The 16,935-nt window shown below is 45.9% G+C and carries 8 protein-coding genes and 1 pseudogene; 4 read left to right on the plus strand and 5 right to left on the minus strand.

Annotated elements, in window-relative coordinates:
- Window positions 1-275: pseudogene (locus QT984_RS28455) on the plus strand (hypothetical protein); the annotation flags it as partial.
- Window positions 276-686: 411 nt separating this feature from the next.
- Window positions 687-1,697: a J domain-containing protein gene (locus QT984_RS28460; RefSeq protein ID WP_333057740.1), complete on the plus strand. Its 1,011-nt coding sequence runs from the start codon at window positions 687-689 to the stop codon at window positions 1,695-1,697.
- A gap of 1 nt (window position 1,698) precedes the next feature.
- Here QT984_RS28460 and QT984_RS29900 read toward each other — a convergent pair whose 3' ends face one another.
- The gene (locus tag QT984_RS29900; protein ID WP_445243077.1) at window positions 1,699-2,466 is read right to left on the minus strand and encodes an RNA-guided endonuclease InsQ/TnpB family protein; all 768 of its coding nucleotides are present in this window, start codon (window positions 2,464-2,466) and stop codon (window positions 1,699-1,701) included.
- A gap of 882 nt (window positions 2,467-3,348) precedes the next feature.
- On the opposite strand from QT984_RS29900, the gene QT984_RS28470 reads away from it, so the two are divergent.
- Window positions 3,349-5,079 (plus strand): NAD(P)H-quinone oxidoreductase subunit 4, encoded by a 1,731-nt coding sequence (locus QT984_RS28470; RefSeq protein ID WP_333057736.1) that lies wholly within the window; start codon window positions 3,349-3,351, stop codon window positions 5,077-5,079.
- Between the two features lie 67 nt (window positions 5,080-5,146).
- On the opposite strand, the gene QT984_RS28475 is transcribed toward QT984_RS28470, so the two are convergent.
- The 4 genes from QT984_RS28475 to QT984_RS28490 all read right to left on the minus strand — a co-directional run bounded on the left by QT984_RS28475 (window position 5,147) and on the right by QT984_RS28490 (window position 14,826).
- A complete protein-coding gene (locus tag QT984_RS28475) occupies window positions 5,147-6,811 on the minus strand; it encodes an NB-ARC domain-containing protein (protein ID WP_333057735.1) in 1,665 nt (554 codons plus the stop codon).
- 442 nt (window positions 6,812-7,253) lie between these two features.
- A complete protein-coding gene (locus tag QT984_RS28480) occupies window positions 7,254-9,227 on the minus strand; it encodes an ABC transporter ATP-binding protein/permease (RefSeq protein ID WP_333057734.1) in 1,974 nt (657 codons plus the stop codon).
- A 221-nt stretch (window positions 9,228-9,448) separates the two neighbouring features.
- Window positions 9,449-10,288, minus strand: coding sequence for a DUF1361 domain-containing protein (locus tag QT984_RS28485; RefSeq protein WP_333057733.1), 840 nt, complete (start codon window positions 10,286-10,288; stop codon window positions 9,449-9,451).
- Window positions 10,289-10,548: 260 nt separating this feature from the next.
- Window positions 10,549-14,826 (minus strand): PAS domain S-box protein, encoded by a 4,278-nt coding sequence (locus QT984_RS28490; RefSeq protein ID WP_333057732.1) that lies wholly within the window; start codon window positions 14,824-14,826, stop codon window positions 10,549-10,551.
- A 448-nt stretch (window positions 14,827-15,274) separates the two neighbouring features.
- Between QT984_RS28490 and QT984_RS28495 the strand changes: the two genes are divergently transcribed.
- Window positions 15,275-16,642, plus strand: coding sequence for a TldD/PmbA family protein (locus QT984_RS28495; RefSeq protein WP_333057730.1), 1,368 nt, complete (start codon window positions 15,275-15,277; stop codon window positions 16,640-16,642).
- The last annotated feature ends 293 nt before the right edge of the window (window positions 16,643-16,935 follow it).

Here is a 16,935-nt window from a genome sequence, read left to right on the forward strand (position 1 = left end):
CGTCCAAAAAGGACGGGCGGGACGCCCATCCCACAATAACAATTAAAATTGTAAGTTATTTAATTCGCGATCCTAAGATTTGGAGTGGGCGATCGAGCTTCGATCGAAAAGTTTGTAGGCGTAAGGCGGGGCGTAGCCATCGCACAGCGCCCCGGAAAAAAAGACCAAAAAAAGATCGATCGTCCGCGCAAGTCAACCCTCCTGGGCTCGCACCCGCAACAGCAGCAGCTTTCCCCCCTCACCTCAATCGGGCTGCCGCCTCCCGAAAGCCCTAAGCCTCATAACTCCCCAAAAGTTTTCGCCACAGGAGTTTCACAGTCTCCAAGCTCACAGGTATAGCAACGGCACATAGGGTAAGGACGTTCTTAATTGATGAAAGCATTGTTTTTACTGTCGAATGCCAAAAGCATTTCTAGAGGCTGCTGCTCTGGCTCCCTTGTGCACGAGAGAGGCGAATGCTATAAAATCTTAAACAGCAGGGGAGTGCGGAAATTGCGATCGAACGCCAAGCAACAACCGAACTCGATCGAGTCCAAACCTTTGATAACCTATAATTTGAATGAGATGCCGCAGGCACTTCTGCTACTGGCATTATACTAATGCGCCATCCTGCGGCTAATTTGGGATTTATTCTTTCTAACAACTAACAACTAACAAATAACAACTAATAAAGAGGGGATTGCTTAATGGCTGCAACAGATTTTAAAGACTATTACGCTATTTTGGGACTCAACAAAACTGCCAGTTCTGACGAAATTAAAAAAACTTTCCGCAAACTAGCCCGCAAATATCACCCGGACATGAACCCCGGCAACAAAGAAGCAGAAGCTCGTTTTAAAGAAGTAAACGAAGCTTACGAAGTGCTCTCAGACCCTGAAAAACGCAAAAAATACGACCAATACGGTCAATACTGGAAGCAAGCTGCCACAACTCCAGGCGGATGGCCGGGCGGGGGCAGTACGAATGTAGACTTTGGCGGGGTTGACTTCAGCGAGTACGGCAGTTTTGACGAATTTATCAATGCCTTGTTAGGTCGCGCAGGTAGTAGTCCTGGTAGTGCCCGCAACGCCAAGTGGAATTACAGCAACTACCGCAGCACCAGCGGCGGGCCCACAGGTTTTGGCGGATTTGAAGATTTCGCGGGGTACGAAAATCGCACCGCAGGAAGCTCTCTCGACACCGAGGTCGCCATTTCCCTGACTTTGGGGGAAGCATTTCGGGGAACTTCTAAGCGAGTCGCCACGGGGGAAGTTTCGATTCCAGCAGGAGTGAAAACCGGCAGCAAAATTCGGATAAAAGGCAAAGGTCAAGTTGACCCGTACACGAAGCAACAGGGAGATTTGTACCTAAAATTAGAAGTTTTGCCTCACGCTTTCTTCCAGTTTGAGGGAGAGAATTTGGTCTGCGAAGTGCCGATAACTCCCGACGAAGCGGTGTTGGGATCTTCAATTGAAGTGCCGGCGCCTGAAGGTATGATCACTGTGAAATTTCCAGCCGGGATTCGTTCGGGTCAGTCTTTGCGGTTGCGGGGCAAGGGATGGCCGAAACCGAAGAAAAACGAGCGGACTGATTTGTTGGTCAAAATTGCGATCGTGCCACCGAAAGAAATTAGCAGTGTAGAACGCGAATGCTATGAAAAAATCAAAGCAAATCGCACTTTTAATCCTCGCAGTAATCTCAATCAGATGGTGCTGTAAATTACCCAGCACGGACCTGAGTACAGCTACAGTGTGGGCTTTCAATAGCCCTGAAATTATCTTGCACCTTGCAAAACAATCTCGAACATAAGGGCTTATTTACGAAAGCCTCAATAGCAGCAATATTCTTACTGCCGTTTAAGTCGGCATCACCTTTCCATCCACAATGACCACAAGCGAACTTTTTGCCATTCCTATAAGACTCACCCTTTACAGGATGAATGTGATTGCACTTGTGGCACATTTTGCTGGTGTATCTAGGCTCAACAAACAGAATCTTTACGCTATGCTTTATAGCTTTGTAGATGAGGAATTGACGCAACTGAAAGAACGCCCAGCTATTACTAAGTCTCCGCTCTTTCTGCGAGCGTGGCTGCTGATTTGTGCGTTCCCTAATTCCCGTCAAATCTTCCAAAGCGATAACTTGATTTTTGTTCTTAGCCTTGGTTACGATACGGTGACTGATAGTGTGATTTACCAAAGTCTGAAAGCGCTTTTCCTTGCCCGACAACCGTTTCAACAATTCTCGACATCTACGCCGAGTGCTGCGCGTGCCTTTCGTGGCTTTTCGCTGGATATTTGCTCTCAACTTGGCATAATGATTTCTAACTTTGGTAATTTGTTTACCGCTAAATGTATCTCCATCAGAAGTAACTGCAATATCAGTCCTACCCAAGTCACAACCCAAAACTTGATTTCTGGGTGGAGGCTCGGCTGGCTGAGATTCAAGCTGAATATTAAGATAGTAACTGCCATTTTGCGTTTGCACAAAGTAGCAGTCTTGGGGTTTTGACCTTTCAGCAATCCAAGTTGGTAGTTTCCGATAGCCAGTACAAACCGTTCCCTACCACCAGTAGTAGTCAAACTTACTGTCCAATCTTTTTCCCTAAAAGAAAAGATACGGGTATCGTAAGTGACGCTAGTAGGAGCAAAGTTGTTAACAGGCTTCCCATCTTTTTTAGCTGTTTTTCTGTTACCAGAAACCCGTCTAATAGCATGGATTGCCAACTGCGCCGAAAGTCCAAACATCTCTCTGACATTGTGATAAGCTAATCCGCATTTAAATTGCAGGGTAAGATAAATTTTCACTTTTGTGGGGTGGGCATCTTGCCCGCCCTCAACATACAATTTAAATGCACAACAGCTTATACCTGCTGATTGCATCGCCAATTCATTTGTCAGGGTTGGTGGCACAGTTTGATTCACGTATTCACAAGCATTAGCGAATGCCTGAAGGGTTGCATCAATTTTGATGGAATGCTCAGGCGTTACTTGGAGCTTGCAAGGGGCGGGTTCACCGAAATATATGACACCCACCGACAAATCAGATAAACCCGCCCCATCCCATCGAGAAACTACCAGAACTATCCGTCAGAGCAACTCCGCCCTATGAAAAACTCCACTTTTAACCAACCCTCTACCAGAATAGGCGCCACCACAGGCAGATTGCGCCTACAAAACGCTATATTTTGTTGTTCGTAAGTCCTGAATCGAAAATCAAAAATCGAATAACCCTTGACGTGTGTAGCAATTCGTGATATTTTTGTCCGCGTTTATCGGGATATAAAAAATATTTATGAATAAATCTTAAGTTTTAATTAAATTTAGTATTATAATTTTGGTAACTTCCAACTAAGTATTTATTCTCAATATGATAGCGGATCAATTTCCTTGGCTGACCGCAATTGTCATCCTACCCCTCCTAGCTTCCCTCGCCATCCCTTTTCTGCCCGATACAGACGGCAAAACCATTCGCTGGTATGCCCTAGGCGTAGGTATTGCAGATTTTGTATTAATGTGCTGGGTGTTTTGGACTCATTACGATCCAAGCATCTCTACTTTCCAAATCGTAGAGCAATATTCCTGGATACCTTCTTTAGGTCTCAACTGGTCTGTTTCCGTTGACGGACTGTCAGTGCCGTTGGTACTGTTGGCGGGATTGGTGACGACGCTATCAATCTTTGCAGCCTGGGAAGTCGATCGCAAGCCACGACTATTCTACTTCCTGATGCTGGTGATGTACTCCGCACAAATAGGAGTTTTCGTCGCCCAAGACATCATGCTGCTGTTCATTGTCTGGGAACTAGAACTAATTCCGGTGTACCTGTTAATCTCGATTTGGGGCGGACAAAACCGTCGCTATGCAGCTACCAAATTCTTGATTTACACCGCAGGCGCTTCCATCTTTATTTTGATAGCTGCCTTGGCAATGGCATTCTACGGCGGAGGCACTCCCACCTTCGACATGGTAGAACTAGGCTTGAAGGACTACCCACTGGGTTTAGAATTATTCCTTTATGCGGGATTGCTGATTGCCTTCGGTGTGAAACTGGCGATTTTCCCCTTCCACACTTGGCTACCTGATGCCCACGGCGAAGCATCTTCTCCCGTGTCGATGATTCTGGCCGGCGTATTGCTGAAAATGGGCGGATACGGACTGATTCGCCTGAATTTGGAACTTCTTCCCCAAGCACACGTTTACTTTGCACCGATTATGGCGGTGCTCGGCGTGGTCAATATTATCTACGGCGCGCTGAATTCCTTCGGCCAATCGAACATGAAGCGCCGCTTAGCGAATTCGTCGATTTCTCACATGGGATTCGTGTTGTTGGGTATTGCTTCCTTCACGGATTTGGGAATCAACGGGGCGCTGTTGCAAATGATTTCCCACGGTTTAATCGCCTCAGTATTGTTTTTCCTGGCTGGCGTTACTTACGATCGCACCCATACAATGATCATGGACGAGATGGGCGAGATTGGGAAAGTCATGCCGAAAGTGTTTGCCTTGTTTACCGCAGGCGCGATGGCATCTTTGGCACTCCCCGGAATGAGCGGTTTTGCTAGCGAATTGTCCGTGTTTGTGGGCGTCGCAACTAGCGATATGTACAGCGGTTCTTTCCGCGCGGTGACAGTGTTCCTGGCTGCAGTGGGACTGATTTTGACGCCGATTTATTTGCTCTCGATGCTGCGACAGTTATTTTACAACTGTGGGACACTAGCGGCTTGCGACCTTGAGGATCTAAATCTGCAGAATCAAAGAAACAATCTGGATGAAGCGGTTTGTTTCGGTAATAGTTGCGTTTTGCCGGGTGATGCACCGTTTATTGATGCTAAACCTCGGGAAGTGGCGATCGCATTTTGCTTTTTGATACCGATTGTCGGCATTGGTTTTTATCCCAACATGGCGATGCAAGTCTACGATGCCAAGACTGTCGCAGTCAACGCAGAAGTCCGCCAATCTTACATCCAAATTGCTCAACAAAATCCTCGGATTTATGCGAATCAACTTTTGGTTCCCAAAATTGCCCAAGCTCAAAAATCGCCTGCTTTGGACAAAATTACAGGGGCTGAATCTGCATCGGTTTTTGGCATTGTCAAATAATTTTCTCGAACTCTGTTTTTGTTGAAAATTGGGCGATCGCTTTTGTCAAAGGGCGATCGCTTTTTTCTTAGCGCTGAATTTCAGAAATAATCTGCGCCAGATTCTCCCTAGCATATCCCACCTCAAGAATCGATTTATCATCGAGATCAGAGGCTACTTTTTTCAAGATATTTAGCGGTTCTTCAAAGCCTGTCGTCTTCACAAACAACACTTGCAACCGATTTTTTACTAATGCTAAAATAGAGCGACTTGGTTCGCCTTTATCCCCTTTCCGTTTAGCAATGTTGATGCTCAATTTGTGAGTTTTCAACAGCCGCATTCTTTCTATTCCTTGGGTCTTAACCGTCTCCAAAACCTCCGCTCGAATCTGATCGACTAATCTATCCGTCACATATTGCACGATCAAAGGCTGAAGCATAAAAACAGTTTCCCCGCCCTCACTAATTTTGTCAATCAGCGAGCGACGACCTAGAGAATCGAGATTTTTTAGCAAATCCGAAAGCGATGAATTGACCAACATCTGCTCTCGCAAAGTCGCCAGGGAAATCGGGATTTGAGCAATAGCAATCCAGTAGGCAATCTCTTGTTCTGAACTCGACATTCGATCGAACTGTTGCGCCAGCAAATTGCTGATATGTTCTTCAATAAATAACGCCGTAGCTTCCAAAAGCTTTAAAACATTCCCCTCGAAAAACTCGTTAATTGTTGTCGCTACAATCTTTAAGGCTAACAGATTGCCTCCGTACCGGGATAACAAGATTTCCAACTCTCGATCTTGAGGCGACAAACCTTTTTCTTGGAAAATTTCCCGCGCTATTTCCGAGGAAATAGCAGGTTTTAAAGACCGCACTTTTTCTCCCGCCAGCAAAGCCAGTTCCGTAGGCTCTTCCGAACTAACTAGCAGTAAACAGCTATTGTGATTGACCTCACCGAGCCGCACAATTAAATCTCGATATCCTTCGCAGCCTTCGCGATAGTGTCCCGCTAATTCTTCGGGTTTGAGAACCGCTTCAAAATCGTCTAAAATTACCAGACAGCGGTGTTTTCGCAGATACTCGACCAAGCGCGAAATTTTGCTGTTGAGGTCGATCCTCTTCGTTGGCGTAGCCCCCGTAGGGGCGAGATCCCCTAACGGCACATCGGGTTTTTGTTGGTTAGAAAAAAGTTGAATTAAGCTTCCTAGGAAGTCGGATGGTGCGGGTGTCGATCGCAGCGATCGCCAAATCACAAAATCAAACTCATTCTGTACCTGTGAGGCCAACTGCACCGACAGAGTTGTTTTGCCGCTACCAGCCAAACCAAGCAGCGCTACCAGGCGACAATTATCTGATACAATCCACTGCTTTAAAGTAGTTAATTCTTCAGTCCGTCCGTAAAAAACCGAAACATCCGGTGCTTGGCCCCAATCTTCCTGTCGGTGTCCGATGGCCATCTTCAATAGAGAGCCTTTACCTCCACTAAAATCGCTCGTTCCCCGATCGATGTGGTATGAAAACAGCAACTGATGCCTCAATTCCGAAAGCTTTCCAGGGCCATTCCCCCCGATCTGAAACTTTTTGTAAACTTCGCCTAGTCTTTTGCGAACGGCGATGTCGCTAATGCCAAGCTTGGTTGCGATCGTCGCCGTAGATTGACCGTCGAGAGCCATAAACACAGTTTCTAACTCGGCATCTGTGACACCGCGTTGTTTGGCGATCGTTTGCACAAAGTTTTGAGGAATCGGAGTAGTCAAGGTAGGAATCTCGTCTATACTAAAAATCTATCTTCTATTATATTGTGTGAGTTCTCGCGGGCGAGCAATTGAATCGAATCAGTCAACGTTCAGCTTGCTTTTAGTTGTTTAGACAGATTTAGATATTTATACCCAATTATCCATTGTGATACCAGTTTAAACTGATATCTTGCACCATTCTCAATTACTTGCTTAGGAACAGGCTTTCCGGCCTGTTCCACAAGAGATAAATTTTATTGTGAAACAGGCTGGAAAGCCTGTTCTTGACAATGGTGCAAGATGTGAATTTAAACAAAGAATGCAACTTTAGTAGAACCTATTGTAGGGTGGGTGGAGGCGCGGCGATTAATCTGTAGAACCAAACGATAAATCTCCAACCGCGCCTCCACCCACCGCGAACCAAAAACCGGGTCAATTTACAATTTTTGAAAGCAGCCCTATATCAGCCAAAAATTGTCGCACTAGCGCGGTATTCTCGGGCAGAAAGCAGCCGCCAACTCCCATCGCCCATAAGTTCCAAAACCTGCTGGTGATATTTCACTAAACTCAATCGGTGGCCCACACTCACAAACGTAGTTTTAGTGGCTTGCAACTGCTCGTATAAATATTGCTCGTTCTTCAAATCCAAAGCACTTGTCGCCTCATCCACAATAGCGTATCTGGGTTCCGTCAATAACAATCTAGCAAAAGCTAAACGTTGCTGTTCTCCCAGCGACAAAATCTCACCCCAATCTAAATTCGCATCAAAACCGCCCAATCTGTCCGGCAAATCTGCTAAGTTTACTGATGCCAAAACGCGGCGCAATTTTTCCTCATCAACCTCGCTGCTGGTATGGGGATACAAAAGTTGCGATCGCAAACTACCCAAAATCATATAAGGACGCTGCGGCAAAAACAGCATTTCCCCCAATTCCGGTCGCGCTAAACGCCCCGTTCCCGCGTCCCACAAACCCGCAATTGCCCGCAGCAAAGAACTCTTCCCAGCACCGCTTTGTCCGACAATTAACAGTCCTTCACCGGGCTGCACTGCTACCGACAAATCCCTAATTAAAGTCTTTTGATGCTGCGGAGTATCTAAAGTAACGTGCTCCAGTGTCAACTGAGAATCTACTACTACATCTATAGCAGTTCCTCCAGGACGAGATACCGCTTGTTTCGCTTCCAGAGTATCTGTAAATACAGTCAAACGATTGATACTAGCTGCAAAAGAACTCAGCGGCTCAATCTGAGTTACAATCACAGAAAAAGCGCGCAAAACCTGAGTGAAAGCAAAACCAGCTTGAGTGATATCTCCAAACTCGATTGTACCATTTTGATCTGCAAAATAAGTTGGAGCTAGAAACAAAGCCGGAATAATCACAACAGCATATCCGTATCCAGTTGTGAAATAATCCAAGTTTCGCTGCCAACCAATTAGCAAATTAAAATTGCGGAATACTTCCACAAATCGCTGCTTTATTTGAAATGATTCTTGCTCCTCGCCTCCATAAAAAGCAATAGATTCGGCGTTGTCGCGAATGTGAACCAGTCCGTAGCGAAAATTTGCTTCTTTTTTAAGTTGCTCGAAATTCAGAGGTACTAATCTTTGACCAAAAACTAGAGTAGCTGTCGTGCCCACAATAGCATAGATAATCAGAAAAATCGAAAGTTGTTTTGAGATAGACCACAGGATACCAGTAAAAGATATAATATTAACTATTGAACCAAGGATGAGCAGCATAAATGACAAACTTGTCCGGGTAAAAGAGCGGACATCTTCGGAAATTCGCTGGTCTGGATTGTCGATTTCCTTGTGTAAATTTATTTCGTAATAAGCCCGATTCTGAAAATACTTATCGAGGAACTTATTAGTCATCCACTCCCGCCAGTAGATACCCAATTTATCTTCGGTATACCGGTAAATTACCACAATGGGAGTGCCGACTATAAAAACCCCTGCATACACAAACAGATACTTCCAGTAATTGAGCTGGTCTTTCTTAGCTAGTGCTGTGTTAAAAAAGTTACCGACGTAACTAATTATTACATTCATACCACTGACTGACAGCGACAAAAACAGCAGCAAAGTCAATAAAGCCCAGGGCTGCCAGTGCGGTGTCAATCTGTCTTTGAACCAGACAAAAGCGCTGAAAGGAAGAATTAACATTAAAGCCACGATCGCAATTGCGGGCGAATTAATAATTCCTTTCAACAAAGTAACTAAGCCGGCTGCAATACTATTGACAAATTCGGGAAATAAGACTTGAGTACCCAAACATACAGCGCTGACGAGTACAAACATCGCAGCGAAGAGAAATATCAACAACAGCATCACTAATCCTAAAAAGATTCTGCCACTCCCAGGCTCTAAAGGATAAAAGTAAGGTTGAGCTATCGCAATAAATCTCTGCCACAACTGACGGTCAAATCGATTCATCTTTGCTGTTTACAAAACTACTTTGACTGTTCTAACATATCAAGTATTGTGACAAACGGCAGCAGTAATTTATGTCGGAGTTTCGCGAAAAATTTTGTCTCACCCAAAGACGGAAACTGGTTTTCCGAGTTAACTGGTGGAGACCCAAAATTTGGGAGCTTTGTTCAAGCTCTTATATTCATCTGTTAAATCAATTCTTTAATCTCAAATCTCAAATCTCTCTAGCTGGAAGAAGTTGCGCTATCGCCGGCCAAGTCCGACTGCAATTTACTGGGGTAAAATCGCTGGCTAATCCCTAAAATTACTTGTTTCATTAGCCAATACAAAACAGCAATTACTACAAAAGTGACAGCCATTACTAAAACCGGACGCTTGCCTATCAAATCGTTCATTACACTGTTAACCAGCGCATCGGGGTTAGTCAGAATGTCCCAAGTGTTGAAGCGGATAAATCGCCCTAAATAGATGCCGATCGCCGAAAGTGCGTGTATAGTTATCTCCGTTACCAGGATAAATCTACTCAAACCCTGTTGCTTCAAATAGTAACCCAAATTCATCACCGACAGCACGTAAGCTCCAAACCCGGCCAGCATAAACGCGAGATATTGGGGAATCAAAGCCAGAGTCACAGTCCACACCGAGTTCCCCTCTTTAATCTGGCGGATCAGGTGAATGATATCAGTTAAAACGTAGGGCGCATTGGGTAAAAATGCGATAAACCAGAAAAAACCGCCCCACCACCGGAGAGAGCGAACTCCGCGCTGCCGCAGTACCCAGATGTCTACAGCCATCAGTGCCAGTGTAATCGCGATCGCCCCCAAAACGTAAGTTTTGCCCACATCTTGCACTATGTGCCTCAGATACGCAAAAACAGGGCGCGTACTGGACAAAAAAGTAGCGCCTAGGAGAAAGCCCGTACCCCACAGCAGCCAGCGCGATCGAGGTTTGCGGAACAGCCAAAAACTCAGGCCCAGCGGCACTAAACCCAAAAACAAATTCCAAGACATCCAGCGGACATTGTGTCCCATTGCTTGCAGGGCTTCCAGGATTAATCCCATCATGTCAATTTTTATACAATTAAAGGTTTGATGCAGCACCGCTTCGTTAGCAGCTTCCGTCTATTTTAGTCTTTAAATTGTAGGGTGAGTCAGCTTATGGCCCCTGGCTGCGCGCCTGAAAATCAGGCTCTGCTGACGAATCCTACCACTGCGGAGTCAATCTCAAATCTAAAATCTAAAATCGACTGACGCACCCTACCACTGCGGAGTCAATCTCAAATCTAAAATCTAAAATCTAAAATCTAAAATCGACTGACGCCCTACTATTTATACACTTTGTCGATCGGAATCTCAATCTGAAAAGTTGTTCCGCATCCTATGGAAGAAATGCACTCAATCTTACCCTTGTGCTTTTCCACCACAATCGAGTGCGCGATAGACATTCCCAACCCCGTACCTTTCCCCACAGCTTTCGTAGTAAAAAACGGGTTAAAAATGCGATCGACTATCCCATCGGGAATACCCGTACCGTTGTCCGAAATTTCTACCCTCACAGTGTTCTGGGGGGTTACACCAGTGGAAATAGTAATGCGGCCACTCTTTGTCTCTGATTGTGGAACCGATAACTGGTGATATCGCTCTTCAATAGCATCAATTGCATTAGCAATAATATTCATAAACACCTGATTCAGTTGGCTGGCATAGCACTCCACCAGCGGCAGTTTCCCGAACTCCTTAATTACTTCAATTTCCGGGCGGCTGTCCCGACTCTTCAAGCGGTGCTGCAAAATTAACAAAGTGCTCTCAATTCCCTCGTGAATATCCACCGGCTTCATTGCCGATTCGTCCAGTCGCGAAAAATTTCTGAGGGACAATACAATTTGCCGGATGCGCTCGCTTCCTACCTGCATCGAACCCATAACTTTTCTTAAATCCTCAGCCATGAAATCCAAATCAATCTCTTCAATGCGATCGACAATTTTTGAATTAGGAGCGGGATACTCCTGTTCGTAAAGAGTAACAAGATCCAGCAACTGTGTAGTATACTGGTTGAGATAATCAATGTTAGCGTGAATGAAATTAACGGGATTATTAATTTCGTGAGCGATCCCAGCCACTAATTGCCCCAAAGAAGACATTTTTTCTGTTTGAATGAGTTGAGTTTGAGTAGAGCGCAATGACCGCAGCGCTGACTCTAAATCTCTGGCTTTTTCTCTTTCTCGTTCCTCGCTTTGCCGCAGTGCTTCCTCTGCTTGCTTGCGAGTCGTAATATCCTGGGAAACTCCAATTATTACCTTAGCCTGACCCTCCGCATTCCTACTAAAAATAGTATCCCGGCTTTGCAGCCACAACAATTGACCGTATGCTCCCTGTACCCGGTACTCAATTTCCCTAGTTTCGCCATCTTCAACTTCTGCAAAGCTCGCGTGATGTTCCACAATTTTAGGCAAATCTTCGGGGTAGATCAACTGAGGCATGAGTGACGAATCCATCGCTGTAATGTCGTCAAGGGTATATCCCAAAAGCCCGAACAGTGAAGTATTCGTGTAGATATTTCGCTGTTCTTCCAAGTCGTATAGATACAAAATACCGGGAGTAGCCTCGGCTACTTTTTGAATAAACTGCTGGCTTTCTTGCAATTCTAATTCAGCTTGTTTGCGATCGGTAACATCAACGGTGATGCCGTCCCAAAGAATATCGCCGTTTTCCTTAGCTTCAGGACGCGAATTTGTCTGAAACCAGCGAATTTTGCCTGAAGGTAGTACCAGCCGTCCTTCCCACTGCCAAGGTTGCAGATTTTGGGCAGAAATAGCAATAGATTCGTCGTAATTGTCGCGATCGTCGGGATGAACCAAATCTGTTAGCACAGCCGCATTTTTAATAATATATTCTGGTTCTAACTCAAAAAGTTCTCGGCAACCAGCACTTATGTAAGGAAAACAGGAAGAGCCATCTGCACGCAACAAAAATTGATAAATGATTCCCGGCAAATTAGCAGACAGCTTTTGGAATTTTGCCTCGCTTTCCCGCAGTGCTTCCTCTGCTTGTTTGCGTTCCGTAATGTCAGTAATTGAACCTACCATGCGGACTGCTTTTCCAGATGCGTCCCACAAAGCTTGTCCCCGACTCAATATCCATTTGTAAGCGCGGTTATAGCACCACAAGCGGTATTCGGTGATGTAATGAGGCGTTTTTCTCTCCAAGTGTTCTTGAAGAAGTTGCTGAGAACTCACTAAATCATCGGGATGTAAATTCGTATTCCATGTATTATTGTAATCGCTAATGTCACTATCTTCGTAACCAGTGATTTCCTTAAAGCGATCGGAAACAAAAAGTTCACCGGTTTGCAAGTTCCAGTCCCAAATGCCGTCATTGTTGCCTTTGAGTGCTAACTGCCAGCGTTCTTCAGTTTGCATCAATTGAGCAGTTCTCTGTTTCACTCTATTTTCGAGTTCTTGATTGAGCTGTTTGAGACTTTCTTCTGCCTGGTTGCGTTCGATCGCAATTCCTGCTAAATTAATCGACGCTTCTATCAATTGCAGATCAAAGTTTTTGGGGTAGCGCGGTTGGGAATAATACATTCCAAAAGTCCCCAAAACTTGACCCTGAGATGAGAAAATAGGAGTAGACAAGCAAGCTCTCAGTCCAAAACTCAAGGCTAAATCTCGATAATTTTCCCACAAAGGATCCCTGGCAATATCTGTAACGATTACCTGTTGGCGGCTAAAGGTAGCAGAGCCGCAGGAACCGACATCCGGCCCGATGGCTATGCCATGAATAGCAGCATTGTAACTGTCGGGCAAACTGGGCGCGGCTCCGTGCAGCAAATGTTTTCCGTCTGGAGCTAGAAGCAATATCGAACCGATGACATCTCTAGATTGCTGCTCGATAATTTTAACTAAAGTATTTAAAGTATCGCCCAGAGAAGCACCCTTAGCAATCATTTCTAAAATTTGTTTTTGACCCGTTAACCAATTTTCAGCTTGCTTGCGCTCCGTAATGTTGCGGGCTACCCACAGAGCCGTGTTTTCTTTCATTGGCGAAATGGTAGCGGCAAACCACGTTTGTACGCTGGCAAGTTCCAGGTTATATTCAAAAGTACAGGTTTGATTTCTAGCAAGGGCGGTGCGAATTTTATCGTGAAAAATATCTGCCATTTCTGGCTCGAATAATTCGCTGATTTTTTGCCCGGAAAATTCCGCCGGTGGCTTGTACAATAATTCTGGATTTGTCGGGGCAATTTTCAGCAAGCGTCCCTCAATATCAATCTCGAAAATTACATCGTTCATGGCAGCGAACAAAGCTCGAAGTTCCGCTTCAGAACCTTGCAGGGCGATTTCAGCTTGTTTGCGATCGCTAATATCCGTCCCGATACAAAGCAGCCCTGCCACATTTCCCTTCGCATCTAGTAAAGGTTTATTTGTCCACGCTATCCACACCCTTTCTCCATTTCTGCGGATGTTTTCATTTTCGTTTTGGAAGTATTTTTGCGGCTGTGCCAAACAGTCTCGAATCTTTGTCGCGAGGTCACTTTCAAATAACTCTGTTTTCGGTATAATTGTGCCGATCGCACTTTTGCCGATGATTTCTGCTTCTGAATACCCGAAAAAAGTTTCAGCAAACTCGTTAAAAAAAGTAATATTACCTTCACTGTCTAACTGCACAATCATGCTGTTAGCATTCTCAACTAATTGCCGGTACTTAACTTCGCTCTCCCGCAGTTTCGCACGGCCGTACACCCCGCTAAAAACTGCCACCCCAGTCAAAAGTGCCAGCAAGTCGCCTCCAAAGATCACCCACCCCCGAAACGGCGAATTCGCAGGCCATCCTCCCGCCGGAATTGCTGCCAACTGCCAGGAACCGTTGGGCAAAGTCACTTCCAGCAGCACGGGATTCTGCTCAAAAATTGACCCGTCACCGAAAAACACAGGGCCGGAGGCTCCCGAACCGTCTTTGCCCCGCAGAGCGTATTGCAGCTTCGCTGAGGAGTCGTTGAGTCCTGCTTCCTCAATGAGGGTATTTTTGTCGATGATCAGGCCTGTCAAGCCCCAGTAAACTCCTGTTTCTGCCTCGACACCGGAGGGTGTGAGAAAAATCGGCGATCGGCTGATGAAAGTCTCGTCCCCCTCCAATAATTTCACGGGCCCGGCTAGCAAAGTTTTTCTGGTTCGGATGACCTCTTTGACCATTTCCCGCTGTTCGGGTAGCGCCGTCAAGTCAACTCCGATCGCCGCTTCATTTCCCTCCCGCGGATAAATGTAAGCGACCGTCGTGCCTTTAACTAAAGTTATGGCGCGAATGCCCGGTTGCTGTGCCACCAGAATTCTCGCCGTCGCTGTAAACTCGGCTTCGGTGATGTTTGGGTTGTTGGAAAGGTAAGCCCCCACACCCCGCATCAAATACAGGCGGGAATTCAAAGAGCCTTCCAGCTTAGAACGGACTGTGCTGAGGCGATCGAGGGTGCTAGCGCGGTTGTAGTGAAAAAACCGCCGCTGTTCCGATCGATCTAAAATGCCAACTCCGACCAAAATTGCTATTGATGCCGAAATAGCTGCTAAATACGGTGAAATTTGGAATTTTTTAACCTTAAAGTATTCCATCTGCCGGGGGTTAAGGTATTTTTTTACGTCTTTAGATAGATTTAGTTTAGTTTGATTTCTCTAGGCAAATCCAAAATTTTCGGCATACCGGGCTTTTCGCAAGCGGGCGCGAGTTTGTTGTGTTCGAGGACGCCCGTCGAACGCGGGCCGCCAAGCCTCTCATCATCAATTCTATGGAAAAAGTTTTAAATCTCAAATCGACTGACCGAAAGTAATGTGGTCATAAGCCCCCGGATTCATTCTTTCGCAGACTCAGGACGGATCAATCTAAAATCTAAAATCTAAAATCTAAAATTGGTTGACTCGCCCTCGATGGGGTAGGACGCGCCATGCTCCCGCACCACACCGGTGGGGGAACGCGCACCCGAAAGACGGGAGTTATTAGCTAAAATAGGTTTAGCAATAATTTTTTTCAGCGCTACGGCTAATCATTCATAGGGGCAATTTGATGCAAGAACAGTTGATGGAAGCGATCGCACCTTACCGCAATCGCGTAGATTATCTAGAAGTTCGCCTCGAACAAAGCGAGTCAACTGCGATTAGTTTTCGCGGCCCTCAGTTAGATGCTGTCAACCGCAGTTTTAGTCTCGCCGGCGGCATCCGCGCCTGTCACAAAGGTGGCTGGAGTTTTGTAACTTTTAACGGTTTAGATGAATTAAAAGACCGCATTGAAGAAGCTGTAGTGCAATCTCGTTTGGTTGGTAGTGAAAAAACTCTACTAGCAGATGTCACCCCGATTCAAGATTATGTAGCGGTGGAATTGGGCCGCGATCCGCGCTCTATTACTCTAGCCGAAAAGCGGAAATTGCTCGAATCTTACAATCAGTTGCTGTTAGATCATGACCCGCGAATTCAGACGACAATGGCAGGTTACAGCGACAGATTTGGGATTACTTATTTTGTGAATTCTCAAGGGACTTGCATCGCTCAAGAGCGCTTGGACGTGACCGGACGTTTCGGAGCGATCGCCCGCGGCGAGGGCGGTGTCGTCCGCCAAGGGTTTGAGTCGATTCACTCGCGATCGGATTACGATGTCTTGACAAATATTGAAGATCGTGTTAAGAGTGCTGCCGTTCGAGCTGTAGGCCAATTAGAGGCAAAATCGGTGAAAGGTGGTCAGTATCCGGTGATTTTAGACCCTTATTTGTCGGGGGTTTTTATTCACGAAGCTTTCGGGCATTTGTCGGAAGCAGACGGCATTTACGAAAACCCGAAAATGCAGGAATTGTTGACTTTGGGCAAGCCTGTGGCGATCGAACAATTGAATGTAATTGACGACGCAACTGTGCCGGGATTACCCGGAACTTTGAAATACGACGACGAAGGCGTGCCCGCTCAGTGCAAGCATTTAATTAAAAATGGAGTTTTAGCCGCTCGGATGCACAATCGCGAGACTGCGGGCAAAATGGGCGAAAGTCCGACGGGAAATGCCAGGGCTCTGAGTGCTACTTTTATGCCTTTGGTGCGGATGACTAATACTGCGATCGAGTCTGGCGAACATTCCTTTGACGAAATGGTTGCCGACATTGACGAAGGAGTTTATGCAGTGCGGATGTTGGGAGGACAAACCAACGGCGAAATGTTTACCTTTGCGGCGGCTCAAGGGTTTATGATTCGCGACGGCAAATTAGCCGAACCCGTGAGCGATGTCACTTTAAGCGGCAATGTATTTCAGACTTTAAAGGATATTGAGTCGATAGGAAATGACTCGGTTTATGCCTACGGCGGTTGCGGTAAAGGCGGCCAGAGTGGCTTGCCGGTAAGTGTCGGCGGCCCCCATTTGCGGATTAAAAATGTCGTCGTCGGAGGAAGATAATCATTAGTAATTAGTCATTAATTATTAGTTCAAAACTTACGCAATTGGCACATGGTGAAGGCGTGTTCGCGCCCTCACGCCTCACCTTAACCAGTGCGGGACACGGACAAGTTGACAAACCACTTAAATCTGGTATTTACTTTCACTCCCGCTGAGTGCGATGTCGCAGGCTACCGCTACCAAAGGTGTAAATTTCCGCACATCAATTCGCACAACCAGGGGGAACGCATCTTATTGAACACTGTTCATCAGTGGTGAGTATATTTTGAGATAAATTCACCCTTCTTAGAAGC

Origin of the sequence: Microcoleus sp. Z1_B2 (assembly GCF_036700325.1) — a bacterium.
GTDB lineage: Bacteria > Cyanobacteriota > Cyanobacteriia > Cyanobacteriales > Microcoleaceae > Microcoleus.

Bases quoted from the DNA above. Each gene is read 5' to 3' on its own strand.
- QT984_RS28460 (WP_333057740.1), top strand. From the start codon at position 687: ATGGCTGCAACAGATTTTAAAGACTATTACGCTATTTTGGGACTCAAC.
- QT984_RS28470 (WP_333057736.1), top strand. From the start codon at position 3,349: ATGATAGCGGATCAATTTCCTTGGCTGACCGCAATTGTCATCCTACCC.
- QT984_RS28480 (WP_333057734.1), bottom strand. From the start codon at position 9,227: ATGAATCGATTTGACCGTCAGTTGTGGCAGAGATTTATTGCGATAGCT.
- QT984_RS28485 (WP_333057733.1), bottom strand. From the start codon at position 10,288: ATGATGGGATTAATCCTGGAAGCCCTGCAAGCAATGGGACACAATGTC.
- QT984_RS28490 (WP_333057732.1), bottom strand. From the start codon at position 14,826: ATGGAATACTTTAAGGTTAAAAAATTCCAAATTTCACCGTATTTAGCA.
- QT984_RS28495 (WP_333057730.1), top strand. From the start codon at position 15,275: ATGCAAGAACAGTTGATGGAAGCGATCGCACCTTACCGCAATCGCGTA.